At 64.2% G+C, this 26,593-nt stretch carries 20 protein-coding genes; 13 read left to right on the forward strand and 7 right to left on the reverse strand.

The window, feature by feature from the left end:
• Positions 1-28: 28 nt before the first annotated feature.
• The 3 genes from NG898_RS20740 (at position 29) to NG898_RS20750 (ending at position 4,393) form a co-directional block, all read left to right on the forward strand.
• Complete coding sequence (locus tag NG898_RS20740; protein WP_252694212.1) at positions 29-1,282, forward strand: helix-turn-helix transcriptional regulator; 1,254 nt, start codon at positions 29-31, stop codon at positions 1,280-1,282.
• A gap of 302 nt (positions 1,283-1,584) precedes the next feature.
• Positions 1,585-3,672, forward strand: a complete 2,088-nt coding sequence (locus tag NG898_RS20745) for a putative bifunctional diguanylate cyclase/phosphodiesterase (protein ID WP_252694213.1) — start codon at positions 1,585-1,587, stop codon at positions 3,670-3,672.
• Positions 3,673-4,084: 412 nt separating this feature from the next.
• Positions 4,085-4,393: an H-NS histone family protein gene (locus NG898_RS20750; protein WP_004627393.1), complete on the forward strand. Its 309-nt coding sequence runs from the start codon at positions 4,085-4,087 to the stop codon at positions 4,391-4,393.
• Positions 4,394-4,513: 120 nt separating this feature from the next.
• Here NG898_RS20750 and NG898_RS20755 read toward each other — a convergent pair whose 3' ends face one another.
• From NG898_RS20755 to NG898_RS20770, 4 genes are all read right to left on the reverse strand, one after another.
• Positions 4,514-6,055 (reverse strand): methyl-accepting chemotaxis protein, encoded by a 1,542-nt coding sequence (locus NG898_RS20755; RefSeq protein ID WP_092971937.1) that lies wholly within the window; start codon positions 6,053-6,055, stop codon positions 4,514-4,516.
• A gap of 181 nt (positions 6,056-6,236) precedes the next feature.
• Complete coding sequence (locus tag NG898_RS20760; RefSeq protein ID WP_252694214.1) at positions 6,237-7,664, reverse strand: PAS domain-containing protein; 1,428 nt, start codon at positions 7,662-7,664, stop codon at positions 6,237-6,239.
• Between the two features lie 38 nt (positions 7,665-7,702).
• Entirely contained in the window at positions 7,703-8,728 is a 1,026-nt protein-coding gene (gene galE, locus NG898_RS20765; protein ID WP_045201552.1) for a UDP-glucose 4-epimerase GalE, read from the reverse strand.
• 166 nt (positions 8,729-8,894) lie between these two features.
• A complete protein-coding gene (locus NG898_RS20770; protein WP_252694215.1) occupies positions 8,895-9,875 on the reverse strand; it encodes a tyrosine-type recombinase/integrase in 981 nt (326 codons plus the stop codon).
• Between the two features lie 86 nt (positions 9,876-9,961).
• Between NG898_RS20770 and NG898_RS20775 the strand changes: the two genes are divergently transcribed.
• The 7 genes from NG898_RS20775 to otsA all read left to right on the forward strand — a co-directional run bounded on the left by NG898_RS20775 (position 9,962) and on the right by otsA (position 18,142).
• On the forward strand, positions 9,962-10,168 hold the full coding sequence (locus tag NG898_RS20775) for a hypothetical protein (protein WP_092971941.1): 207 nt from the start codon (positions 9,962-9,964) through the stop codon (positions 10,166-10,168).
• Between the two features lie 108 nt (positions 10,169-10,276).
• A complete protein-coding gene (locus NG898_RS20780) occupies positions 10,277-12,328 on the forward strand; it encodes an NADPH-dependent 2,4-dienoyl-CoA reductase (protein WP_252694216.1) in 2,052 nt (683 codons plus the stop codon).
• A 262-nt stretch (positions 12,329-12,590) separates the two neighbouring features.
• The gene (locus NG898_RS20785; RefSeq protein WP_252694217.1) at positions 12,591-14,183 is read left to right on the forward strand and encodes a hypothetical protein; all 1,593 of its coding nucleotides are present in this window, start codon (positions 12,591-12,593) and stop codon (positions 14,181-14,183) included.
• 13 nt (positions 14,184-14,196) lie between these two features.
• Positions 14,197-15,078 carry a hypothetical protein gene (locus tag NG898_RS20790; RefSeq protein ID WP_252694218.1) on the forward strand — a complete coding sequence of 294 codons (882 nt, stop codon included), beginning with the start codon at positions 14,197-14,199 and terminating at the stop codon, positions 15,076-15,078.
• A 17-nt stretch (positions 15,079-15,095) separates the two neighbouring features.
• Positions 15,096-15,737, forward strand: a complete 642-nt coding sequence (locus NG898_RS20795) for a 2OG-Fe(II) oxygenase (protein ID WP_252694219.1) — start codon at positions 15,096-15,098, stop codon at positions 15,735-15,737.
• A gap of 180 nt (positions 15,738-15,917) precedes the next feature.
• Positions 15,918-16,718, forward strand: coding sequence for a trehalose-phosphatase (gene otsB, locus NG898_RS20800; protein ID WP_252694220.1), 801 nt, complete (start codon positions 15,918-15,920; stop codon positions 16,716-16,718).
• On the forward strand, positions 16,715-18,142 hold the full coding sequence (otsA, locus tag NG898_RS20805; protein ID WP_252694221.1) for an alpha,alpha-trehalose-phosphate synthase (UDP-forming): 1,428 nt from the start codon (positions 16,715-16,717) through the stop codon (positions 18,140-18,142). Before otsB ends, otsA begins: the two co-directional genes overlap by 4 nt.
• A gap of 3 nt (positions 18,143-18,145) precedes the next feature.
• Here otsA and NG898_RS20810 read toward each other — a convergent pair whose 3' ends face one another.
• The 3 genes from NG898_RS20810 to NG898_RS20820 form a co-directional block, all read right to left on the reverse strand.
• On the reverse strand, positions 18,146-18,922 hold the full coding sequence (locus NG898_RS20810) for a Mut7-C ubiquitin/RNAse domain-containing protein (RefSeq protein ID WP_252694222.1): 777 nt from the start codon (positions 18,920-18,922) through the stop codon (positions 18,146-18,148).
• Between the two features lie 129 nt (positions 18,923-19,051).
• Positions 19,052-19,381 (reverse strand): hypothetical protein, encoded by a 330-nt coding sequence (locus tag NG898_RS20815; RefSeq protein ID WP_252694223.1) that lies wholly within the window; start codon positions 19,379-19,381, stop codon positions 19,052-19,054.
• Positions 19,382-19,478: 97 nt separating this feature from the next.
• Positions 19,479-20,423: a LysR family transcriptional regulator gene (locus NG898_RS20820; RefSeq protein WP_092971951.1), complete on the reverse strand. Its 945-nt coding sequence runs from the start codon at positions 20,421-20,423 to the stop codon at positions 19,479-19,481.
• A gap of 338 nt (positions 20,424-20,761) precedes the next feature.
• On the opposite strand from NG898_RS20820, the gene NG898_RS20825 reads away from it, so the two are divergent.
• From NG898_RS20825 to NG898_RS20835, 3 genes are all read left to right on the forward strand, one after another.
• Positions 20,762-21,853 (forward strand): alpha/beta hydrolase, encoded by a 1,092-nt coding sequence (locus NG898_RS20825; protein WP_252694224.1) that lies wholly within the window; start codon positions 20,762-20,764, stop codon positions 21,851-21,853.
• A 115-nt stretch (positions 21,854-21,968) separates the two neighbouring features.
• Entirely contained in the window at positions 21,969-23,279 is a 1,311-nt protein-coding gene (locus NG898_RS20830; protein ID WP_252694225.1) for an efflux RND transporter periplasmic adaptor subunit, read from the forward strand.
• Positions 23,280-23,326: 47 nt separating this feature from the next.
• On the forward strand, positions 23,327-26,533 hold the full coding sequence (locus NG898_RS20835; RefSeq protein ID WP_252694226.1) for an efflux RND transporter permease subunit: 3,207 nt from the start codon (positions 23,327-23,329) through the stop codon (positions 26,531-26,533).
• Positions 26,534-26,593: the final 60 nt, after the last annotated feature.

A 26,593-nucleotide genomic window follows, 5' to 3' on the forward strand; every position in this document is an offset into this window, starting at 1 on the left:
GCTGGAATTTGGGAGCATCAAAAGCGGAATGTTAAGTTTTTCCAAAGAGTTGCCGATTACCACAGAAGTCGCGCAGAACAACAATAATCATTACAGCGACGGCGGCATCACGCCGCAACACGCCGACAGCAAGGGATTGCACTCTGAGCTGTCGCAATACGCACCGGGGGCCATCATGCTGCAACGTCTATCGGATGACGCAGAATTCCATCGACTCGTCGATACCATCTACGAGGCGGTACTCGAGCCTGCGCAGATGCCCATCGCCCTGGCCCTGCTCTCCGTCTATGCCGGCGCCGAAAGCGCTCACTATTTCGTCTGGGACAAGCACACCGAAACACCGCGTCACGGCGTTTCGTCGGGCTGGTGTCAGCATTGCCCGCAGCAAGGCCACTGCAACGCCTTCTGCCAAGACCCCCAACTGCTCAGCGCAGCACAACCTGAAGAAACGTCGACGGCATCGATGACGCTGATCGACACGCCGGACATGCGCGTCACGATGCGCCTGCGCACGCGCGAGGACGATGCATCGGAAGTCGGCGCCCTTGAGCGCGAGACCCGCCTGCAGCGCGTGCTGCCTCACCTGCAGCGGGCTGCGCGCATGCAGCAGCGCCATCTGGAGCTGAACGAACTCGCCGCACTCGGCATGGCCGGGCTGGATACGCTGGACTTCGGCGTGATGGTCATCGAGCGCACCATGCGCGTGAAATACGCCAACGCGTGGGCGCGCACAATGACAACAGAAGACGACCGTTTGTCGATCGATGGCAGCATTTTACACTCAGAAGACCACACGCACGACGCTGCGCTGCGCAACCTCATCGAACATGCCGCCGGGTCGCTGGGCGTGCAGGGCGCGGCCGGCTCGTGGATGTACCTGGCGCGCGATGGCCGCCCGGTGCCTTTCATTGCTACGCCGCTCGCACCTTCCGATGCAATGCGTTCGGCCTGGGCTTCGCCGCTGGCGCTGGTGCTGGTAGGCAACTCCGAGGCCCGCTCGGTCATGGACGCCGGCGTGCTCGCCTCACTCTTTGGGCTGACCAACAAGGAATGCATCGTCGCTGCGCGGCTGGCCGCAGGTGAAACCCTGCAGGAAATTGCAGAGCGCGAATTCCTCTCGCTGCACACGGTCCGCGTGCATATCCGCGACATCCTGCGCAAGACCGGCACACACCGGCAGTCTGAACTTGTGCGTCTGCTGCATCTGTTGCCCAGCGTCGATCTGGAACGTGCAGGCGCCGCCACTCCGGCTTCACGCCGCCGCGGACGCCTCAACGCCTGAGCGCGCGCGATTTTCCTCCCCACTTCATTTGAGTTCGGACGCCCAATCACGGGCGTCTAGCCATCCGCGTATACCCGGCTCACGTTTCGGCGGTTTCTGCCGATCTTTCAAGACAGGCGTGGCGCCGTGATGCTTGCCTGATGCGAAGCGGTAGCGGCGAATGATCCCGACGCATTCTGTGAATAGCGCGCAACAAACGCACTTTTTCGCGGCCTGAAACGACAGGTTTTTGCGCTATCCTCGCCGCAAAACACAGACTAGGCGCTGGTCGTAGATCGGGGGGCCGCGCCGGATGCGCTCGCATGCATAACGATTTCCATATTGCGCTGCTGCTGTTTGCGTGGGTCAGCACGGGGTTGACCACGTTTGCCGCACTGGACGCTGCGACACGTCTGCCGGGGGGTTCGACGATCGCAAAACGCCGCAACTGGCGCATTGCCTGCGCGGCCATTCTTGGCATGGGGTTGTGGTCGGGGCTTTGGCTCGGCCAGCTTGGCTTGCATCGGCAGGTCGGCACGCCCATATCCACGCCGATAGCGGCGACACTCATGACGGCGCTGGCAGCATCGCTGGCGGTTTTCTCTATCGTGCTGCCGGACACGTCGTCCTCCAATGGCGCACAGGCTCCGCAACGACGCAGCATTGCCATGGCCGCCGTGGCGCTTGGCATCGGTTTGTTGACGATGGAGTTGTATCTGACACGCCCCTGGGCGCATGACGAGGCCTTGCCGCTGCGCCGCGCCCTGCTTGGCTGGGGCGGCGGCGCGCTGGTGCTCGGCGCAGGCGTATGCCTGGCGATGTGCATGGCGTTTCATATGCCTGCGGCCCAGCGCCGCGCCGCCGTGGGTTTGCGTGCACGTGCTGCTGCCGTGCTGGCCACAACGGCTGTGCTGTCGCTTGCACTGTGGCCAGGCGCCGCCGCATGGCCGGTCGACGAGTCGGCGATGCATATCGTGCCCATCATCATGCTCAGCGCCGGCGGTGTGTTGATCGCGCTGGGCTTGCATGCTGCGCTGATGATGCTTGAAACCCGTGTCGACTCGGCGCAGGCGCACCTGGAAGCATCGCTGGCGCGCGTGGCAAGCCAGACGCCCCGGCCTCAACTCCATGACACGCTGACCGGTCTACCGAACCGCCTGCATCTGCGCGAAGCATTGGAGGCAGCAATTCTGTCGTCCACGCGGCGCGGACGTCCGTTCGCCCTCTTCTATCTGGATCTCGACAACTTCAGTCAGATCAACGACCAATACGGCCGCAACGCCGGCGACCGTGTGCTGCAGATCATCGCCGAGCGCCTGCGACAGACCATTCGCGGCGAAGACACCGTGGCACGGCTTGGCGGCGACGAATTCGGCATCCTTGTTGAAGGTCTGGCACTGCCCGAAGCTGCCGCCACCATCGGTGACAAGCTGCTGTTCCGCCTGCGTGAATCGGTGGAAGTGGAAGGCCGGCGCCTGCGCGCGACCGCCAGCATTGGCGTGGTCGTGCATCCGCACAACGGCGCGACGGCAGACACGCTGCTTGAACATGCCGACACGGCCATGTTCGATTGCAAGCAGTCCACCGGCAATGCCTATCGTTTCTTCGAGCCGCGCCTGAATACCACCGCGCACCGCGTGCTGCAAATCCAACGAGCGCTTTCGCATGCGGCCCTCAACGGGCAACTCTCGGTGTACTACCAGCCGAAGTACGATGCGCGCACGCAGGCCATGACCGGCGCTGAAGCATTACTGCGCTGGAACCATCCGGAGCTCGGCCCGGTATCACCGGCGGAGTTCATCCCGCTGGCCGAACGCACCGGCACCATTGTCGAACTGGGTGATTGGGTGGTTGAAGAAGTCTGCCGCCAGATCATGCATTGGGATGCCGTTGGCATGTCACCGCAGCGCATTGCCGTCAACCTCTCGCCACGGCAATTCCAGCAGCCGGATCTTGTGCAACGTCTGTCTCAGATCCTGCATCGCTATCAGGTTGCCGCGCATCGGTTGATGTTCGAGATTACCGAGACGGCGGCCATGCGCGATGCCGGCCAAAGCATTGCGGTCATCCGTCAGATCCAGTCGCTCGGCTTTGAGGTGGCCATCGACGATTTCGGCACCGGTTATTCCAGCCTCAGTTATCTGCAGCGCTTTCGCGCCCAGCAGATCAAGATCGACCGCGCGTTCGTCTCTGCGCTCGACGACAACCCGGCCGAGGCGGCTGCCATCATTCGCGCCATTTGTGCGATGGCGCATTCGCTGGACATGACCGTGGTCGCAGAAGGCGTCGAAACCGAAGCGCAAATGCAGGCTCTGGTAAATCTGCAATGCGATCAGGTGCAAGGCTATCTGCTCGCCCGTCCGATGCCGGCCAAGGACTTTCAGGGGTTACTTGGAATCGAGTACGCCTGAACAGACGATCTCGAATAGGCGGCACGGAAAATGCGCCATTTTGATGCATTCGAGACAACCTTTCGGAAACCTTTCACCTTCATATTCGGAAATATTGGCGAAGAGTTGATGCGATTGCCGAAGCAATGAAGCAGTCACATAAGAAAGGAATTGAGTTGGGATTGCGGAGTTGGTGCACTGGCTTGATTGCAATGCGGCCCAATGGTTTTGCAATGGTTCATATGTTTACGATTTCGACACATCGCGCAAACGCCCGCCCCATGCAGGTTTGCGCAAAGCACAGTGCGGCGGAAAATCCACGCCGTTGACATGAGGTCTTAACGAAATTCAATTCTCACCTGCAAAGTCGTTATAATGCCCTGGGCTACGGGGAGCGTGCCCATGTTTCAATTGCAAAGTTGAGGAATCCATAATGCCGACTTACAAGGAAATCGTTCAGAAGATCTCTGAACTGCAGCGCCAAGCCGACGAACTCCGGGCAAATGAACAAGCGACGGTGATCGCTGAAATCAAGCACAAGATCGTGGAATACGGCCTGACCGCCGAAGACCTCGGTTTTGGCGCCAAGGGCGCCGTGGCCTCGAAGAAGGCCGGTCGCAAGGTGCCGGTGCGTTACCGCGACAACAACGGCAATACCTGGACGGGTCGTGGCAAGCGCCCGGGCTGGCTGGTAAAGGAGTTGTCGTCGGGCCGGAAGATGGAGGATTTTCTGGTCGCCTGAGCAGCGCTTCATGCGCAGCATTCCGAGCCCGCACAAAGAGGCGCGCCGGAAACCACAAAAGAGAAAGGCCGGCAGATTTGCCGGCCTTTTGCATGTCTGCGCGACAGACGCCCGACGCAGTTACACCTGGAAGCGCCCCACTGCCGTGCGCAACAATTGCGCCTGCTCTTCCAGCGACAGCGCGGCCGCGGCCGCCTGTTCCACAAGCGCGGCATTCTGTTGCGTCACTTCGTCCATTTGATTCACGGCCTGGTTGACCTGTTCGATGCCGGAACTCTGCTCCTCAGACGCCGCAGAAATCTCGCCCATGATGTCGGTCACACGCTTCACGGCAGTCACCACGTCCTGGATCACCACGCCGGCCTCTTCTACGAGTGCCGAGCCGTTCTGCACACGGCCCACCGAATCGCCGATCAGCTCCTTGATCTCCTTGGCGGCGCTCGCTGAGCGTTGCGCCAGGCTGCGCACCTCGCCCGCCACCACGGCAAAGCCACGGCCCTGCTCACCCGCGCGGGCGGCCTCCACCGCAGCGTTCAGCGCCAGGATGTTGGTCTGGAAGGCGATGCCCTCGATCACGCCGATGATGTCGGCAATCTTCTTGCTGCTTTCGTTGATGCCGGACATGGTCTCAACCACGCGCCCGACCACCTCGCCGCCCTTGACGGCAATATCCGAGGCATTGACGGCCAGCGTGCTCGCCTGACGTGCGTTGTCGGCGTTCTGCTTCACGATGCTCGTCAGTTCTTCCATGCTCGACGCTGTTTCCTCCAGCGACGACGCCTGCTGCTCCGTGCGCTGCGACAGGTCGGCATTGCCGGCGGCAATCTGCTTGGTGGCGCTGGCAATGGAATCCGCCGAGTTCTTGATGTCGCCAATCGTGCCGGTCAGCTGCTGCTGCATCTGCGACATGGCGAAAAGCATACTGTCACGATCGCCCGGGCGGGTCTGCACCCGCAACGCCAGATCACCACTGGCGATGCGCGCGGCAATGTCTGCGGCATAAGCTGGTTCACCGCCCAACTGACGTTGCAAGCCACGCGTCACGGACACCACAACCACGGTCATCAGCAAGCCAATACCGAACAGCAAGCCCAGCGACTGGATCAGCGAGGCGCGGAACGCCGCATCGACATCGTCGATATACAACCCCGTCGTCATCGACCAATCCCAAGGCTGGTAATACGAGACGTAGGTCAGCTTGGGTTCAGCCTTGTCGCTACCGGGTTTGGGCCACAGATAGCGCACGAACCCGCCGCCGGCCTTGGCCGTTTGCGCAATGTCGACAAACAAGTGCTTGCCTTCCGGATCCGTTGCACCGGACATATTCTTGCCGACCATCTCGGGCTTGATCGGATGCATAACCGACACGGTGTCGGTTCTGGACAGCGAGAAGTAGCCGTCTGTGCCATAGCGCATGTCTTTCAGACGCGCGATAGCCTGGGCCTTCGCTTCGTCCACCGTCATCTTGCCGTCCTGCGCCAGTTGGGCGTATTCCTTGATGACGCTGAACGCCGTCGCGCTGACATTCTGGAGATCGCGTTGCCGCTCTTCCATTCGTACGGTGCGCGCGCCCCATGCACTCCACAATGTAATGACAAGCAGGCACAGCCAACTCAGGACGAGCGGCAGCCACAGCTTCTGACGAAGCGTGAGTCGATTCATCTTCCTTCCCTCCAAGCGTTTCTTGTGTCCGCGCATGGCACAGCTGCTATGCGCGGCGCTCCCCTGGCGCGATTACACGCGCTCTGCTTGAGCTATCGAGCACATATGCGAAAAACTTGAGTAGGACATGCACTCAAGTGCCAGTTCGCTATTGAGGAAGGGAGAGAAAAAAGAAGACGCCTTAGCGCAAGGCGTCAGGATTGATGCTGGGAAGCGTGCCGCCTGTGGACGTCGTGGGGGGCACGGGCGTGGATGTCGATTCTGTTTGCGGTGCGGCAGCCTCAGCAGCCGGATGATCGACAGGCGTCCAGGATTCCCACAAGCCATGGCGACGCAGCGTTTCGGGCGCGTCGGTGGCGGTGGAGGATGACGCCACGGCAACTTCTGCCGAGGCCACCTTCGCCACCACCTCGATATGCGATCCCGCCATGCGCACGGCGTGGCCGCCGGCGTCACGCACTGCCACGCCGTGCGCGGCAATCTGGCGATAGCTGCCATCCTTGTGCCGCATACGGAACTCCGCCACGTACGCCGCCGTGTTGCCATCAACGTGCGCCTGGATGCGATTAAGCACCATGGGCAAATCATCCGGATACACCAAGCGGAGATATTCACTCGTGCTTGGGCCGATCTCCTTGAGCGAGTAGCCGAGCATGCCGGCAAAGCGCGCGGAAAACTGCGCTGCGCGCGTGACCAGATCGAACTCCCAGAGGCCAACATCTGCACCGTCGAGCAGCAGTTGGTGGCGAGCAACGAGCTCTGCTTCGCGACGACGGTAGCTCTGCTCCAGGTCGTTGAGTGCCTGTACGGTTTCCTTGCGCAGACGAATTTCGCGCGTCGCGATGGCGGCGGCGGTGTCGCCAGTGGCGCGATCTCGATAACCCAGCAGGAAAGCAGCGAGCACCGTTGCAACCGCGCCAATTACCAGCAGCAACTGCAAGCCTGCAGGCGCATTGCGGGGCATAGCTGGAAGCGTCGAAAACGAGCCGGCGAGCGACGCCGTGTACACCGCATCCACCGTCAAGGCGATGCCAAACAGCACGCTCACAAACAGACTGACGCCTGGGCGGCGTACGGCCACCCCAGTCGCCCCCGAGCGCGCCGAAAACGCAAACTGCAGTGCAGCCGCACACGCCACCGCCGACAGCACCATGACGATGCCGAGCAGCCCAGCGTCTTCCCAGGCGGTGGCGCTGAAGCTCGTCACGCCCGCCAGCAGCAGCACCGCCACCGGGCCGCTCACGCTCAGCAACACGCCGAGCAACATGGCGCGCACCAGGCCTGCACGCCCGCCCAGCACACACCACAGCGCCGCAACGGCCAGACTCCAGCAGAACGAAGCCAGCGTCATCACAAGCACGGCGGTGTCTTCATGCAAAGGCCAATGCGCAAGCAGCGGCAGCAGCGGCACCGCCCACAGCCCGACCGCCGAGAACAGCGCTGTCATGACAAGCGGCACGCGTGTGCGCGAGGCCGTCGCACTGCGCAAGTCATCGAGCAAACGCAGCAGCAAGCTGCCCGCGCCGCATGCCACGACAAATGGCAGCAACGCAGGCAACAATGCGCCCGCCAGCGCACTGATCAGGTGAGCGATGAACGCCTCATCCACGAGGGAGCGTCTCCTGTTGGTTCGAGCCGTTCAATGAATCAACCACGGGTCTGGAAGCCGTCCGGATTCATGCTCTGCCAACGCCATGAGTCTTCACACATGCGCTCGATGCCGTATTGCGCGCGCCACCCCAGGAGCGAGGCCGCCAGTGCCGGATCGGCATAGCACGCTGCAATATCGCCGGGGCGGCGGTCTACGATCTGATACGGCACCGGCTTGCCACTGGCGCGCTTGTAAGCCTCCACGACTTCCAGAACCGAATACCCACGGCCCGTGCCGAGGTTGACGGTAAAGCCGCGGTTGTCCCGGCGCAGGGTGTCGAGCGCCGACAAATGGCCGCGCGCAAGATCCACCACGTGGATGTAGTCGCGCACGCCCGTGCCGTCGGGCGTGGGCCAGTCGCCGCCGTATATCGAAAGTTTCTCTCGCTTGCCGACCGCCACCTGTGCCACATACGGCATCAGATTGTTGGGGATGCCGCGCGGGTCTTCACCGATCAGGCCGCTGTGGTGCGCCCCAACCGGATTGAAATAACGTAGATAGGCAATCTGCCAAGCGGCATTGGAAATCTCCAGATCGCGCAGCACCTGCTCGCCCATCACCTTGGTCTGGCCATAGGGGTTGGTGGCCGACAGCGGAAACGATTCGGTAATCGGCACGGTATGCGGATTGCCATACACCGTTGCCGACGAGCTGAACACGAGCTGGCGCACATTCGCATGCGCCATGGCCGCGCACAGCGTGACCAGCCCGCCCATATTGTTGTCGTAGTAAGCCAACGGCTTCTGCACCGATTCACCCACCGACTTGAGCGCCGCAAAGTGAATGACAGCGGAGATGCGCGAACTGGCAAACAGGTCGTCGAGCAGGCGCCGGTCACGCACATCGCCCTGCACGAACTTCGGCGTCTTGGCGGTGATCTGCTCGATTCGGGACAGCACAGTCGAGCTGCTGTTGCACAGGTTGTCGAGGCCGATCACCTGGTAGCCCGCATCCAGCAGTTCAACCCAGGTGTGCGAGGCGATGTAGCCGGTAGCGCCGGTCAGCAGAATGGTTTCTGTCATGGGGTGCGAGGTATCGAGGAAGGAGAGAGCTAGCGTGCCGGTTTGAACCCGGCATCGTCGTTCTACGCTGCGCTGACCTGCTCCGCAGCGCGCAAAACAGCGCGATCATAACAAAGCCTGCCAACGGTTCGCGGGCAGTTTGAAGCCCCTGTTGCCCAAAAAGGCACTACGGCTGGCCGTCGGGATGGGCCGCCGCTTGCCACTCAGCATAGGCTGCGCGCAAACGCCATGCCGAAGTCGCATCGCGCAGGCCCAGTGCGTACCCCACCTCAGCAGGGTCCGCGCCTGCGTCGAACAGCGCGGCGGTGTAGCCGTTGCGCAGCGTCTGCGGTGACAGCCGCTCGCTGCGGTGCAGCAACGCCGGCAACCCGGCCAGCCACGCCTCCACGCGCCGGTACACCGATGCGGCGTGCATGACGCGCCCGCCGGCATCGGCAACGAACACGCGCTCGCCCGGCACTTCTGCGTGTGCGCGCACCGCCAGCCAGGCAGCCAACGCGGGGCGTGCGGCTTCCAGCATGGGCGCCTTGTACGACGGGCCGCGCGGGCGCTCGACCGTGATCACCTCCAGCGCATCATCCACTTGGCGGAGCAGCAGCGATTGCACCTGCGCGACCTTCAGCCCCGCGCCATGGCACACGGCTACAAGTGCGCGGTCGCGCGCCAGCTTGAAGGCGCTGGCGTTGACGGCGGCCTCGCTGGCCTGCGCGCCCACTTCCAGTGACGCCTCAATTGCTGCACGTTCAGTCAATGAAAGGAACGTGGTCGGATCGTTCTCGCCTTCGGCCAACTTCTGCTGCACCGCAGAGCTTGCAGGGTTGTGCGTGCCAGTCCGTTGCTGCTCGATCTGATGGAAGACGCGCTCAATCAGGCGCGCGTAGCGGTAGCGATGCAGCTTGGTCAGGCCCGACTCGTCGAGAAAGGCAGCGATGTCGCCGGCACTCCAATCGGCCAGCGCGCGCTGGTGCGACTCGGCCCAGCGCAGCCATTTGCGCCACATCGCGCGATACACCGTCGCCGACGATTCGCGATAGCCGCGGGCGGCCAGCCAGTGTTCGAAGGCTTGAGCAGGCCGCTCAGCCCAGTCTTGCAGGCTGGGCTGAAACAGATCCGGAACGGGCGTGGCAGGCGGCGTGAACGAGGTCAATGCGGTAGCGGAAATGCAGAAAAACGGGCGCGGGCGGACCGGGGGGTTGGCAATTCGCGTATCCTGCCGAGCGTAACACGCAGCCCATGTATCCCATTGCGGACCCCATCGTGAAGAAAACAGACCTCGAAAAACTCAAGGGCCTCAAGATCGCCAACAACATCAAGCGCGGCAGCCAGCGCACCGGCAAGCCCGGCCAGGGCACCGGCAAGGCGATTCCCCAGAACAAACTCCTGAAAGCGCTGCTCGGCAAGCCCGCGGAAGACGACACGAAGAAGTCGGGAAAATCCTGACGCGCAGTCCACACATCTAGAACCCCGCCCTGTTGTTCCAACGGGCGCTTGGGTGCTACCGTCCGGCGCGTTTCCACATCATCGCAGCGCCTGTGCCCTGCGCCGGACATGCCCTCCTCCACGCCCTCCTCGCCGTACCCCCACCTGCTCCAGCCCCTCGACCTGGGCTTCACCACGCTCAAGAACCGCGTGCTGATGGGCTCGATGCACACCGGTCTGGAAGATGGCAACCACTTTGACCGGCTGGCCGCCTACTTTGCCGAGCGCGCACGCGGCGATGTCGGCCTGATGGTCACGGGCGGATTCGCACCCAACATTGCCGGGTGGACAAAGCCCTTTGCGGGGCGCCTCGCCACGCATGGCGCCGCACGCCGCCACCGCACGGTCACCAACGCCGTGCACGAGGAAGGCGGCAAGATCGCCCTGCAGATCCTGCATACCGGCCGCTACGGCTACCACCCGTTTGCGGTGGCGCCCACGGCGTTGCGCTCGCCCATCAGCCCGTTCACGCCACGCGAGTTGTCAGCGCGCGGTATCGAACGACAGATCCGCGCCTTTGTGCGCTGCGCCCAACTGGCCCGTGAAGCCGGCTACGACGGCGTCGAGATCATGGGTTCCGAGGGTTACTTCATCAACCAGTTTCTCGTCACGCACACCAACAAGCGCACGGACGACTGGGGCGGCAGCTATGCGAACCGCATGCGCCTGCCCGTGGAAATCGTCCAACGCACGCGCGAAGCCGTCGGCAAGGATTTCATCATCATCTATCGCTTGTCGATGATCGACCTGATCCCGGACGGCAGCTCGTGGGAGGAAGTCGTGCAGCTCGCCAAGGCCGTGGAGCGCGCGGGCGCCACCATCATCAATACGGGCATCGGCTGGCACGAGGCGCGCATTCCCACCATCGCGACGAGCGTGCCGCGCGCAGCGTTCGCGTGGGTCACGAAGAAGATGAAGGGCGAGGTCGGCATTCCGCTGGTGACGTCCAACCGCATCAACACGCCGGAGGTGGCGGAGGCCGTGCTGGCCGATGGCTGCGCCGACATGGTGTCGATGGCGCGCCCGCTGCTGGCCGATGCCGACTTCGTACGCAAGGCCGCCACGAACCGCGCGCAGGACATCAACACTTGCATCGCCTGCAACCAGGCGTGCCTGGATCACGCGTTCAAGGCCAAGATTGCGAGTTGCCTCGTCAACCCGCGCGCGTGCCATGAGACCGAACTCGTCATCCGACCGACGCCCGCCAAGCGGCGGTTTGCGGTGGTGGGCGCAGGGCCTGCGGGCTTGTCGGCAGCCATCACGCTGGCCGAACGCGGGCACGCCGTAGACCTGTTCGACGCGGCCCCGGAACTCGGCGGCCAGTTGAACATGGCCAAGACGATTCCCGGCAAGGAAGAGTTTCACGAGATGCTGCGTTACTTCAAGCGCCGGGTGGAGGCCACCGGCGTGACGCCACGCCTGGGCGTGCGGGTCGATGCGCAGCAATTGCTGGCTGCCAAATACGACGAGATCATCATTGCGACCGGCGTGTCGCCGCGCAACCCGAAGATTCCGGGGCAGGACCATCCGAGCGTGCTGTCGTACATCGACGTGCTGCGCCATCGCAAGCCGGTGGGCAAGCGCGTGGCGATTGTCGGTGCGGGCGGCATCGGCTTTGACGTGGCGGAATTCCTCGCGCTCGATGGCCATTCGCCCACGCTGGATCTGCAGACGTGGCGTGCTGAGTGGGGCGTCGGTGATCCGACCGAAGTGCGCGGCGGTGTCGATGGCATCCGCCCTGAACCGCAAACACCCGCGCGCGAGATCGTCCTGCTGCAGCGGCGCGCCGGCAAACTCGGCGGTGGACTGGGCAAGACCACGGGCTGGATCCATCGCACAAGCCTGAAGAACTTGGGCGTGCGCATGGTGGGCGGCGTCAACTACGAGCGCATCGGCGACGAAGGCCTGCTCGTGAGCTACGGCGAAAAACGCGAAGCGGCCGAATGGCTGCCGGTTGATTCCATCGTGCTGTGCGCAGGGCAGGAACCGCTGCGAGAACTCGTTGAACCGCTGCAGGCTGGGGGGGCAAAAGTGCACATCATCGGTGGCGCAGATGAAGCGCTTGAGCTCGATGCCAAACGTGCGATCGACCAAGGCACGCGGCTGGCTGCATCGCTGTAGCGCGGGGCCGACTGGATAGCGCGCCGCATGAAAAACTCAGCGTTCGCTTCATGTTTCGCGCTTTCAATGAGAGTTAAAAAAATAGACGCATGAAAGGGCTTTCCTGCGCTTGCTGAAGTGCGCGCCGTGACCTTAGATGCCATTGCGCAAGCCGCTCAACCGGCCATCAGGCCGTAGTAGCACGCAAGAGGAAGCGGCACGCCTTGCGGTGGGGTGGGACGGTGCATGGGCACAACCACGGCCATCGCCGGAGGATCGCGCCATGCCCGACCAGCCTTCCAACTCCGGATCATCCGATCTGCTGCGTGCTCTTGGCGCAGACCTGTCGACCCATCCGAGTGTGCTCTCCGAGCGCGAGCGCGAACTGCTCGCCAGTCTCGTCGCACAGCTCAAGACGCAGACCACCGATCCGAACGTAGGCAACGCGATTCATACCGCGCTGTCCAACACGCTCGGCAAGCGCGCCAGCGATGTCCTCGGTGCGGCCATCGCCTCGCATCTCCTGGGCGCCGGAGGCCGCGTACCGGCACAGGTCAATCCGGCGGTAGGGCCGGTGGTCGCGCATCCGGTGGCGCCCGTGGTGTCTGAGCCAGGCATCTTTGGCCCGATTGCCCCATCGCCCATCGGCCCCGTCGCGAATGACCCGAGCGGCGGGCCATGGGTGTGGCCGCCGTTGAACCCGCCGCCGCTTTTTCCGCCATCCATTCCGCCTGTCCCGCCGAACCCGGGGCCGGGCCCGGTGCCCGTTCCCATCCCCATTCCGGTCGATCCACAACCCGTACCGGTTCCCGGCGTACCGCCCTGGTTTCCGATTCCCGTGCCGCCTTCGCTGCCGCCAGACGACCCGTTCTTCCCGCACGGTCCCCAACCCATCTTTCCGCCGATCCCACTCGGCGATCCGGGGGTTCCACCGCCTCCGGAACCGATTGATCCGGGCGATCCGCAACCGATCGACCCAGGCTGGCCGGGCGACCCCCAACCTGGCGAGCCAGGAAATCCGGAACCGGTCGATCCTGGCGAGCCCGGCCCGGTCGGTCCTGTCGGCCCCGGCGACCCGGGGGACCCCGGCGGCCCAGGCCCTGTTGGGCCGGGAGAACCGACTGGCCCCATCAATCCTGGGCCGGTAGATCCGGGTGGCCCCGGACCTGCGGACCCTGGGAGCCCAGGAGACCCAGGCCCCGTCGATCCGGGCCCGTCAGACCCCGGTTCGCCAGAACCTGGGCCATCCGACCCGGAGGGCCGGTGGAACGGCGTGCTGGATCCTGGCGCGCTCGAATCCATCGTCGACCAGTTCGCCAGCATGGCGGTGTTGCAGCAAGTGGCCGGTGCAGTGGCTGCGGCGGGCGCGCGCTTTGAAACCCAAGTCGTCTACACGCGTTCGATCGAAGCCAGCGAAACCCTGGCTCCTGCGCCGGTGCGCATCCAGGTGCTGCGCGACGCTCCGCAGATCGACAAGCTGCTCGTAGGCCCCGTGGAGCAGGCCTTGCCGGGTGCCGCCCGCCGACTTGCGCCGCGTGCGCGGCAAGTGGGCCGGATTCGTGTGTCTGTGCTCGCGCTGCAGCCCGGTACCAGCACGCGCGTCGATCTGGCCAACCAGCCTGCGCACGCCAACGACGTGGTGCTGGTGGCAACGCTCGGCAGCACGGGCACGGCCAATGCATCGCTGCGCATGCTGCGCGGACCGCTGCGCCTGGCGGGTGTCGACCCTCGCCGTGGACAGATCGTGGTACCGCTCTCCACGGGGCGCGCCGTGGTCGTGCCCGCTTTGCGGCCTGCGGAGATCGTCGCCCCTGTCGGACCCAACGCCAGGCCGCTGCTGGTCGCTGTCGTGCTGGCAGAGCTTTCGGTCAAATAAAACGGAGGCCAGCGTGATCGCCCCCATGCTTGACTATCAGCCGGACGTTCTCGCACCGCGTGCAGCGGTGCAGCGCATCCGCGCCCGCGCGATGTCGGATCAGCCGCTGCGTATCAATCCGCGGCTGCGCTTTGGGCAATCGGAGCAAGGCTGGCTGCTGCATGTTGCAGACCCTGACCGTCGCATCGGGCGCACCTTCGCCGTCAGCCCGAATGTCTGGAGCAGCCTGCGCCGGATGCTGCCCGGCGACGTCGCCCCGTCAATGGACCCGTTCATGCATAACGTGCTCGTTGACGCTGGCGTGCTGGTATCGGCCGCCCAAATCGATGCCGCGCAGGCGCCGGCGCTCGAAGCCGCGCGGGCGTCGTTCGCCCGGGAAAACTATGGCGTGGTGACCGACGCCCTGCACCCGTACGAGGTGGCAGTCTTGCGGCGCTACCTCCGTCACGGCGTACGCTCGGGCGCCATCCGGTTTGGCGACCCGCAAGTGCCGCGCCGATACCGCGCCCACAATGATCCGATGCTGCGAACGCTGCAGGCGCGCCTCACGCCGTTGATCTCGCACGTGGTGGGCGCTCTGGTCAAACCGTCGTACGCCTACCTTGCGGCGTATACGCAGGGCGCGGTCCTGCACCGGCATGTCGACCGGCCGCAGTGTGAATACAGCCTGACGATCGCCGTGGACTACACGCCCGAACCGACCCTCGAAGCCTCGTGGCCCATCCGTCTGGGCCTGCCCGATGCCGAAGTGCTGGTCTATCAAAGCCTGGGTGATGCGCTCGTCTATGCCGGCCCGCGCGTGGTCCATTTTCGTGAGGCCTTGCCCGAAGGACACATCTCGACCTCGCTGCTGCTGCACTACGTCAACCTCAACTTTCGTGGGTCGCTCAATTGAAATTCGAACCACAGCACTTGCCGACGGCATCCTGGCCCGACCTGTTACCAGTGGAGCTCGTCCATCCGCCATGGTGGGCGTCATGCGACGAATTCCTGCCGCCCAACGAGTTCGAGCTCGTGCGCGAAGCGGCGCTGGCGGACCCGGCCGCATTCCGACCTTCTGCCGTACTCAACGCGGCCGGCGGCGGCGTCGAACTCGACATCCGCAGATCGCGCGTGCGCTACGACGAGCCGACCATCATGGCGCTGTTCGAAGAGCGTCTGCTCGCCTGTGCCGACAACATCTTCGAGCGCTTGCGCATCGCGCCGTTTCCGGTTCAGCGTCTGGAAGTGCAGCTCACCGTGACTGGTCATGGCGAATTCTTCAAGGTTCACAACGACAACACCCATGCGCAGTTGCGCACGCGCCGCGTCACGTTCATCTACTACTTCCACCGCGAACCGAAGACGTTTGAAGGCGGCGACCTGCGGCTCTATGCATCGCGCACCGATGGCCGGCGCTGGCGCGAAACCACAGATTTCGTCGACATCGCGCCCGTGCAGAATCGGCTGATCGTGTTCCCGAGCTTTCTCATGCACGAACTGCGGCCCGTGAGCGTGCCGTCGGGCCGCATGGAGGATGGCCGCTTCACAGTCAACGGGTGGTTCCACAGTTGAGAGTTGAGGCCGCTATGGCGGCAAGCCTGTGAAGGATTTGCATCCTGCTTCCGTTTTTACACACACTGCCCCCGCCACGCGCGCGAAGAATGGCGAAATGACAACGTGAGGTGCCGCCGCCCTCTGGCCGGCCCGATTCTTGCGTGAAAAGGCGCATCACGCACATTCCCAAGAACCGGTTTGTCCAAAAACGTCTCTCCTCAGTCTTCTGCCAACGCAGCGCCGCTGCCCTCGCTCGATCTGGGCCAAACGGCATTCCTCCTGGACTTTGATGGCACGCTCGTCGACATCGCGCCGCAGCCCGATGCTGTGCATGTCTCCGCGCCGCTGCGTGAAACGCTGGCCGCACTGCACGCCGCAAGCGGGGGCGCATTGGCGATCATCAGTGGGCGCACGGTGCACGACGTGGAGTCTCGTCTGTCGCTGCCGGGGCTCGTCATCGCCGGTGTGCACGGCGCCGAACGCCGCTATGCAGACGGCGGCTTCGTTCGCCTGAACACCAACACCGATGCGCTCGCGCGGCTGGAGAGCGAGTTGCGCGCCGAACTCACACAGTTGTCGACACAGTTTTCCGGCGTGGTGCTGGAGAGCAAGGGCATCGCTTTCGCCCTGCACTACCGCCACGCGCCCGAGGCTGAGAACGCCGTGCTGACGGTGGCTGACCGCCTCGCGCGCCGCTATGCCGACCACGTGCGCCTGCAGGCCGGCAAGATGGTTGTAGAACTCAAGCCGCGCGGCGCCAGCAAGGGCGACGTGGTGCACACCCTGATGACCGAGCCGCCCTTCATGGGCCGCACCGTGCTGTTTGCCGGCGACGACCTGACCGATGAAAGCGCCTTCGATGCCGTCAATGCGCTGGAGGGCTGGTCGATCAAGGTGGGCGCGGGCCCGAGCCAGGCCCGCTGGCGCATGCAAGACGCCGCGGCATTCCGCGCATGGCTGACAACGCTTACGGCCCCGCCAGAGCGAGGTGCCGCATGAGCCGACTCATTGTGGTCTCCAACCGCGTGGCGCCCGTTGCCGAAGGCCAGGGGACGGCCGGGGGCCTGGCCGTGGGTGTGTTCGATGCGCTGCGTGAAACCGGCGGCATCTGGTTTGGCTGGAGCGGCGAAACCGCGACCACCGTTTCGCACGAGCCCAACATCGTCACCAAGGGCAATATCACCTATGCCACCGTCGGCCTGAACCGCAAAGACTACGACCAGTACTACCGGGGCTTTGCCAACGCGACGCTGTGGCCGATCTTCCACTACCGCGTGGATCTCTCGCGCTACGAGCGTCAGGAGTACCACGGCTACCGCCGCGTGAATGCGCAGTTCGCGCATCAGCTCAAGGCGCTGGTGCAGCCCGATGACATCCTCTGGGTGCACGACTATCACCTGATCCCGTTTGCCGCCGAGTGCCGCGCGCTGGGGCTGACCAACCGCATCGGCTTCTTCCTGCACATTCCGTTTCCGTCGCCGGAAATCCTGACGACGATTCCGCCGCATGAAGACCTGATGCGTGCGCTCTGTGCGTACGATCTGGTCGGTTTCCAGACTGAGACCGATCGCGTCGCCTTCTACGACTACATCGAGCGCGAGGCGCGCGGCTACATCGAACAGAAGGAACAGAACGGCCCCGTGCACGCCTACGGGCACACGCTGCGTGCCGAGGTCTACCCGATCGGCGTGCACCCGGACGAGATTGCGCAGCAAGCCAAGGCATCGCTGGCGCGGCGCAATCCATTCACGCGGCATGCGAGCCCGCGCGGCGAGCGCGCCGTGGGTCAGGGGCAAGGTCAAGGCCAGCAGCCGCCGAGACTCATCATGAGCGTGGATCGGCTCGACTATTCAAAAGGATTGCCTGAACGGTTCCGCGCATTCGAGCAGTTGCTGGACGATTTTCCGGACCACCGCCGGCACGTGACCTTCATCCAGATTGCGCCCACGTCGCGTCAGGACGTGCAGAGCTATCAGCAGATCCGGCAACGGCTCGAAGCGGAGTCGGGCCGTATCAACGGCAAGCATTCAGAGCTGGACTGGACGCCCATCCGCTACATCAACAAGCAGTACGAACGGCGCGTGCTGATGGCGCTCTTCCGCAGCTCGCAGATCGGCTATGTCACGCCGTTGCGCGATGGCATGAACCTTGTCGCCAAGGAATACGTGGCCGCTCAAGACCCGGAAGACCCGGGCGTGCTGGTGCTCTCGCGCTTTGCCGGCGCGGCGCGCGAGCTGGATGCCGCACTGATCGTCAACCCGTACGACACGCGCGGCATGGCCGAGGCACTGAACCGCGCATTGACGATGCCACTGGAAGAGCGCAAGGCGCGCTACGCCCACATGATGGATCGGCTGCGGGCCGCCAACCTCACCATCTGGCGCGAGCGGTTTGTGGCCGACCTGCGCAACGCGCCGTCGTAGTAGTCAGGCGCCTGCGCTGCCGGTGCGCGACATACGCTCGGCGGCTTCCGGTATGTCTGACGATGCGTCGGCCTGGGGCGACAGCATGTCGGCCAATACGGCATTCATGCGTGCCCAGTGCGAACCGGGCCAATAGATACGCCGACAGACATCGCAGGTGCTAAAGAGGCGTTGGCGCTCGCGCACGCGGGGCGGCACGCTGGCGGAAGCCTCTTCCGGGCTCAGCATTCGCAGCGGCACATTGCATTCGAGACAGCGTGAGAACGGCTTGGCCACATCAGCCAGCCGAAGACGCGCGACGATTTCGCGCATCTGCGCCTGCGGCTCCCGCGCGCGGATGAATGCGCCCCGCCGGATGCCGCGTCGCTTGAGAAGCTCACGGTCACGCGAGAGCACGATCCAGTCTTCGCTCAGGGCCAGCGCTTCGATGGCCGCGTCGGCATAGTTGTTGTCGTAGGCGGTGTCAAAGCCCGCCATGCGCAGCAGCCGAGCCGTCGCCCCCAGGTGGGCGTCGCACAGAAGATGCAGCGGCGCGGTCGGCAACAGGGGCTCCACGGCTGACACCGCAACGTGCCCCCGGCCGGGCAACATGGCCTCCAGCCCCATGGGTGCGCCATCCACCAGTACTTGCCCCACTTCGGTATGCGGCACGCCAAGCGCCTCGATGGCGTGCTTGAGCGTGGCGCCCTCTGCCCACGCGCGCACGACGGGATGCCCGCGCAACGCCATCGGAAGAAGCGGCGTCAGACTGGAATCGAACGTGAGGATGACGGTCTGCATGCCTGCCACGATACTCCCAACCCCACATCGGCGCCCTGGCGCCCCCGGTTCCCGCGCCAATAAAAATGCGGCATGACCGGTGAAGTCACGCCGCAACAGGGAGGAGGAGAAATTCAGTTGGTGCGCGGTTTATGCGCGCGATGCAGCGCCACCGTTCGGGTAGCTCGCATCGCCATTCCACGACAGGTAGCCATACGTGTCGGCCTGGCGATCCGCGCCTTGGCTGTACGGATCAAAGCGATCGTTCTTCCACGACAGATAGCCGTAAGTGTCTGCCTGGCGGTCGGCGCCTTGGGTGTATGGGTCGAAGCGGCCCGCCTGCGTCGCGGCCGGAGCGTCAAAGTTGGGCTGGATGGAAGCCGTTGCAGGCTGCGACAGCAGTGCGGCGGAAGCCGACACGGTGGCCACCATGGCCAGGACGGCGCGGCGGGAAAAAGCGGAGAAGAGGCGGGAGTTCATGATCTGTTCCTTGTTCGTTTGCGCTCGTTGTTGCGCTTGGAGGGCAGAATAGATCGTTGCTCCCGCCTGATAAATGCGACTTTGCAGAAATAACTGTTCAGGCGGCGCTAACAATCTGCAGCCGCGGATTTTCCTTGAGCTGCAGGCACGGGTGGTCGGCAAACAGCGTCGCCACCCAGTCGACGAACACCCGCACCTTGGGCGACAGATGCCGGTTGTGCGGATACACCACCGAGATGGGCACCGGCTCGGAAATATGATCCGGCAGCACCTCCACCAGCGCGCCCGACATCAGGTGCTCGTACACCAGGAAGCGCGAGGTCTGCAGCAGCCCCAGGCCATGCAGGCCGCATGCCACGGCCGACTCGGCATCGTTGACGGAGACCATGCTGCGCACCTTGTGGATCTGCTTCTGCCCGTCGATCACGAAATCCCAGTCCATGCGGCGGCCGTTGCGCGCAGAGAAGTAATTCACCGCTGTGTGGTCCTGCAGGTCTTCCAACGTCAGGGGCGTGCCGCAGCGGGCCAGATATTCGGGCGACGCGCAATTGACCATCGACAACTGGCCGATGCGGCGCGCGACAAGGCTGGAGTCCTGCAACTCCCCGCCACGCACGGCGCAATCCACGCCCTCCTGCACGAGGTCGACAGTGCGGTCGCTCATGCCGATCTCCAGCTGAAGATCGGGGTACGCCTCGTGAAAATCGCGAATGCGCGGCACAAGCAACCGTTTGCCAATCGACGCAGGCACGTCGATGCGCAAGGTGCCGCGTGCCCCCGATGCGCTTTGCGAGAACGCGGCCTCCGTCTCTTCCAGGTCGCCGAGCAGACGCACGCAGCGCTCGTAATACGCAGCGCCATCGGCAGTGACATTCACGCGGCGCGTGGTCCGGTGCAGCAGGCGCACGCCAAGATGCGCCTCAAGGCTTTGCACCAGGTTCGTCACCGTGGCGCGGGGTAACTGAAGGCTGTCGGCAGCCTTGGTGAAACTGCTGGCCTCCACGACACGCGTGAAAACCTGCATGGCCTGCAAGCGATCCATCTGCGGCTCCTTAGGGACGGACTCCACGGGGCGGGCGCACTGCCCGAATCAAACGGGCAATGCGCCGGACCTGTGGAATCAAGGGGTCTGCTCATGCTCGAGAAACGCACGCGCTCTGAGCATGAGGCGCGATCAGGAAGGCGGCGACTACGGGTTTTCGCAGTGCAACAAGATCGGCCTCGAGCAATGACACTTTGTAGCACAACCGTAAATATTGATTGTTCGGCTGCAACTAATAGTGATGTCTGATTATAGGCATTTATCCGCGGTCGTCTAATCACCATCATTCAGCCCATCGATATCCGGGTTATCCGCAAAGGTAAGCCCCGCCTGACATCATGGGTTCTTCTCCGCCGCGCCTCGTTGTTTCGGATCGTTCGCTGACCAGCGATGCGGCTTCAGCCGCTGTTCGTCCAGCACGGCCGTACGCAACGTCCGCCCCCTCAAATGTTGCAGTGAATAACAAATTGCGCGGCGCAGCATCCAAGCTGCCTGAGCAAGCTTCTGCGTGCGAGGAAACGGCTGGTGCGGGGCCGCTGCCGCGCGAGGTCACGTCCGAAGACTATTGGACGCAGGGTTACGCCAGCCGCATCCGCCTGCGTGTGTACCGCCCTGAAATGCACGCCGACGATGCCGCCGCGCCGTTGCGCCGCCCCGGCGTGCTGTACCTGCATGGCGGTGGTTTCGTACGCGGCTCGATTGACGATGCCGATGCGCCGGCGCGCCTCCTGGCCGCCACATTGCCGGCAGTGGTGGTGACGGTCGGCTATTCGCTGGCACCGGCTGCACCTTTTCCTGCCGCACCCGAAGATGTGTACGCCGCGCTGTGCTGCATGGCAGACCATGCCGGCGCATGGGGTATTGACCGTCGCCGCATGGCGGTGGCCGGGCATGACGCCGGCGGCAACCTGTCTGCCGCGCTCACGATGATTGCGCGCGACCGCGGCGGCCCGAACCTGCGCGCGCAGGTCCTGATCGCGCCGATGCTCGATCCGACCATGGCCCGCGTGCGCCCTGATCACCTCGCCGACGCCGATAACTCGGCCGAAGTCTGCGCCGATTGCTATCGCCAATACCTGCCCCGCCCGACCGAGCGCGTGCACCCCTACGCCGCACCGGTGGAATCGCGCCGCCTGCAGGGCCTGCCCCCCGCCCTGCTGCTCACCGCGCCGCAAGACCTGTTGCGCACCGAAGCCGAGCGCTATGCCGCGTGCCTGATTGAAGCAGGCGTCGTCACGCAAGTCGTGCGCGTGAACGAGGCCTGCCATGACTCGATTGCCATGAGCGCGGTGGCGCAAGACGAGATGACGTGCTTCCTGCGCTGGCACCTCGGGATGACGCGTCAAGCCGCTGCGCCACGCAAACGCCGTGCACGTGCGGATCGAAAGGACCGCACCTCCATCGACCCGACCGCGGAGACGCCTGGCTGAACCCATACAACAAGAAACGGAGTGCGAGGCCGCCCGCGTGTTTCTACGCTGCGGCCAACGCGCTTTTATCCAGTCTTTTTCTCTTTGCTTACCCAACAAAATTGAGAGAGTCATCATGAGCCTGTCCAAACGCACACTCGCCATTTCGGTTGCCGCCGTGCTCGGCGTTGCAGCTGTGGGCACCTACGGTCTGGTCTCCAGTGCCGGCGCATCGCAGCAGCCGGCAGCCGCCCCCGCCGCCACGCCGGTGGATGTGGCACCGGTCCTGGCAAAGAACGTGGCCGAATGGGACGAGTTTTCCGGCCGCATTGAAGCCGTTCAACGCGTTGAAGTCCGCCCGCTGGTGAGCGGCACCGTCACCGCCGTCCACTTCAAGGACGGCAGCATCGTCAAGAAGGGCGACGCGCTGTTCACCATCGACCCGCGCCCCTACGCTGCCGAAGTCGCCCGCACGCAAGCCGCGCTGACGGCCGCCAAATCGCGCGTGGCCTACACCACGTCGGAGCTGGACCGTGCACGAAAGCTGGTGGCCGACAACGCCATCGCGCGCCGCGAGTTCGAAGAGAAGGAAAACGCCGCACGCGAGGCACAGGCCAACCTGCAAGGCGCCGCTGCCGCGCTGGATGCCGCCAAGCTGAACCTGGAGTACACGCACATCGTGGCGCCGGTCGCGGGCCGCGTGTCGCGCGCGGAGATTACGGTCGGCAACGTCGTTTCCGCCGGTGGCGCTGCCCCGGTATTGACGACGCTGGTCTCGGTCTCGCCGATGTACGTCGCGTTCGATGCGGATGAGCAAAGCTACCTGCGCTACTCCGCCAAGGCGGCCCAGGGCACGAAGACACCGGTCTACATCGGGCTGGCCAATGAAGACGGCTACACGCGCGAAGGCGTGATCCAGTCCGTCGACAACCGGCTGGACGTGCGCTCGGGCACCATCCGCGTGCGCGCCACGCTGGACAACGCAGACGGCCGCCTCACGCCGGGCCTCTACGCCCGCGTGCGCATGAGCACCGGCGCACCGCACGACGCCATCCTGATCAGCGACAAGGCCATCGGCACGGACCAGGACAAGAAGTTCGTCCTGGTGGTGGATGCCGCCAACAAGACGAGCTATCGCCCGGTGGTGCTGGGCGCCTCCATTGACGGCCTGCGCGTGGTGAAGTCGGGCCTGAAGGCGGGTGACCGCATCGTCGTGAACGGCATCCAGCGCGTGCGCCCGGGCGACGCCGTGGCACCCAATACGGTGACCATGGATAGCCTGGTCACCAAGCGCGTGGTGTTGCCGGGCGCACAGCCGGAAGCCCCGGCCGCACCCGCCGAAGCCAAAGCCGAAACACCCGCCGCGCCCGCCGCCAAGGCCGAAACCAAGCCCGCGAACGCCAAGACCGCAGCCAACGCCCAACGTCTTCCGGCCGACCGCGCCTGATTGCACCGATTGCGCTAAATCGCGACTGAAACTCATCGCTCACAGCCATGAACTTCTCTAAATTTTTCGTGGACCGCCCGATCTTTGCGGGCGTGCTATCCACGCTGATCCTGCTGATCGGGATCATCTCGATCTGGCGATTGCCGATCTCGGAGTACCCCGAGGTCGTACCGCCTTCGGTGGTGGTGCGCGCGCAGTTCCCGGGCGCCAACCCGAAGGTGATTGCCGAGACCGTCGCCTCGCCGCTCGAAGAGCAGATCAACGGCGTCGAGAACATGCTCTACATGCAGTCGCAAGCCAACAGCGACGGCAACCTGACCACGACGGTCACCTTCAAGCTGGGCACCGACCCGGACAAGGCACAGCAGCTCGTGCAGAACCGCGTGTCGCAGGCGCTGCCGCGTCTGCCCGACGTGGTGCAACGCCTGGGCGTGACTACCGTCAAGAGCAGCCCCGACCTGACGATGGTGGTGCACTTGCTGTCGCCCAACGACCGCTACGACATGACGTACCTGCGCAACTACGCAGTGCTCAACGTCAAAGACCGTTTGGCACGGATCAGCGGTGTGGGCCAGGTCCAGCTCTTCGGCTCGGGTGACTACTCGATGCGCGTGTGGCTCGACCCGAACAAGGTGGCCGAGCGCGGCCTGACTGCCAACGAAGTGGTCAAGGCCATCCGCGACCAGAACGTGCAGGTGGCGGCTGGCGTGATCGGCGGTTCGCCCTCGGTGCCGGGCACGGATCTGCAACTGTCGGTCAACGCGCAAGGCCGGCTGAAGACCGAGCAGGAATTCGGCGACATCGTCCTCAAGAGTTCGCCCGACGGCGCCGTCACGACCCTGCGTGACGTGGCCCGCATCGAGCTGGCTGCGTCGGAATACGGCCTGCGCTCGCTGCTGGACAACAAGCAGGCGGTGGCCATTCCGATCTTCCAGGCGCCGGGTTCCAACGCGCTGCAGATTTCGGATGACGTGCGCAAGACGATGGCCGAGCTGAAGGAAGACTTTCCCGAAGGCGTCGACTACCGCATCGTCTATGACCCGACGCAGTTCGTCCGCTCGAGTATCGAAGCCGTCACGCACACGCTGCTGGAAGCGGTGGCGCTTGTGGTGCTCGTGGTGATTCTGTTCCTGCAGACGTGGCGTGCTTCGATCATTCCGCTGCTGGCGGTGCCGGTGTCGATCATCGGTACGTTTGGCCTGATGCTGATGTTCGGCTTCTCGATCAACGCGCTGTCGCTGTTCGGGCTGGTGCTGGCGATCGGGATCGTGGTGGACGATGCCATCGTGGTGGTGGAAAACGTCGAGCGGAACATCGCTGAAGGGTTATCGCCACGCGAGGCCACCTACAAGGCCATGCGCGAAGTGAGCGGCCCGATCATCGCCATTGCCCTGACGCTGATTGCCGTGTTCGTGCCGCTGGCCTTCATGACGGGCCTGACCGGTCAGTTCTACAAGCAGTTCGCGCTGACGATCTCGATCTCGACCGTCATCTCGGCCTTCAACTCGCTCACGCTGTCGCCGGCGCTGGCCGCCCTGCTGCTCAAGAGCCATGACGCGCCGAAGGATTGGCTGGCGCGCACGATGGACAAGGGCCTGGGCTGGATCTTCCGCCCGTTCAACCGCGTGTTTGGTGCCGCATCGGAATCGTATGGCCGCAGCACGTCGCGCGTGATCGGCCGCAAGGCAGTGATGCTGGGCATCTACCTGGCCTTGATCGGTGCGACTGCGCTGCTGTTCAACAAGGTGCCGGGCGGCTTCGTGCCGATGCAGGACAAGCAGTACCTGGTGAGCTTCGCGCAGCTGCCGGACGGTGCCTCGCTGGACCGCACGGAAGACGTGATCCGCCGCATGTCGGACATCGCCCTGAAGCACCCCGGCGTGGAAAGCGCCGTGGCGTTCCCTGGCCTGTCGATCAACGGCTTCACCAACAGCCCGAGCGCCGGCATTGTGTTCGTCACGCTCAAGCCGTTTGACGAGCGCAAGACGCCCAACCTGTCGGGCGGGGCAATCGCAGGGCAGTTGAACCAGCAATACGGCGCCATCAAGGACGCCTTCATTGCGGTGTTCCCGCCGCCGCCCGTGCAAGGCCTCGGCACGGTGGGTGGCTTCAAGCTGCAACTGGAAGACCGCGGCTCGGTCGGCTACGAGCAGCTCTTTGCCGCCACGCAGGCCTTCATGGCAAAGGCACGCAAGACGCCTGAGCTGGGCCCGTCGTTCTCGAGCTACCAGATCAACGTGCCGCAGTTGAACGCAGACCTGGACCGCGTGAAGGCCAAGCAGCTTGGCGTGCCGGTGACCGATGTGTTCGACACCATGCAGGTGTACCTGGGCTCGCTGTACGTGAACGACTTCAACCGCTTCGGCCGCACGTATCAGGTGAAGGTGCAGGCAGACGCGCCGTTCCGCGCCCATGCAGAAGACATCCTGCAGTTGAAGACGCGCAACGCCGCTGGCGACATGGTTCCGCTGTCATCGCTGCTGCGGGTCTCGCAAGGCTTCGGACCGGACATGGTGGTGCGCTACAACGGCTACACCGCTGCCGACATCAACGGTGGCCCCGCGCCGGGCTTCTCTTCGGGTCAGGCACAAGCGGCGGTGGAACGCATCGCACATGAAACGCTGCCCAAGGGTGTGCGCTTCGAGTGGACGGATCTGACGTATCAGCAGATCCTGGCCGGCAACTCGGCCGTGTGGATCTTCCCGATCTGCGTGCTGCTGGTGTTCCTGGTGCTGGCCGCGCAGTACGAAAGCCTGACGCTGCCGCTGGCCGTGATCCTGATCGTGCCGATGAGCCTGTTTGCCGCCATGCTGGGCGTCTGGCTCTCGCATGGAGACAACAACATCTTCACGCAGATCGGTCTGGTGGTGCTGGTGGGGCTGGCGTGTAAGAACGCCATCCTGATCGTCGAGTTTGCGCGCGAGCTTGAGCTGCAAGGACGCACCATCGTGGAAGCCGCCATCGAGGCCTGCCGCCTGCGTCTGCGCCCGATCCTGATGACGTCGATCGCTTTCATCATGGGCGTGGTGCCCCTGGTGGTGTCGACCGGCGCCGGCGCGGAAATGCGTCATGCCATGGGCGTGGCCGTGTTCGCGGGGATGCTGGGTGTGACGCTGTTCGGCCTGTTCCTCACGCCGGTGTTCTACGTGCTGCTGCGCACGCTGGCGGCACGCCGCGGCCAGCGCTCTGAAGATGCACCCGACCGCGATCTGGACCTGGATGGCGCGCTGCCCGTGCCGTCGACCCAGCACTAGGAGTCGCTAACAAAACCTAGCGCAGCGGTCCTGGCTAGGCGCGACGACGCAGACAGTACA

Origin of the sequence: Ralstonia mojiangensis, assembly GCF_023955645.1 — a bacterium.
Taxonomy (GTDB): domain Bacteria; phylum Pseudomonadota; class Gammaproteobacteria; order Burkholderiales; family Burkholderiaceae; genus Ralstonia; species Ralstonia mojiangensis.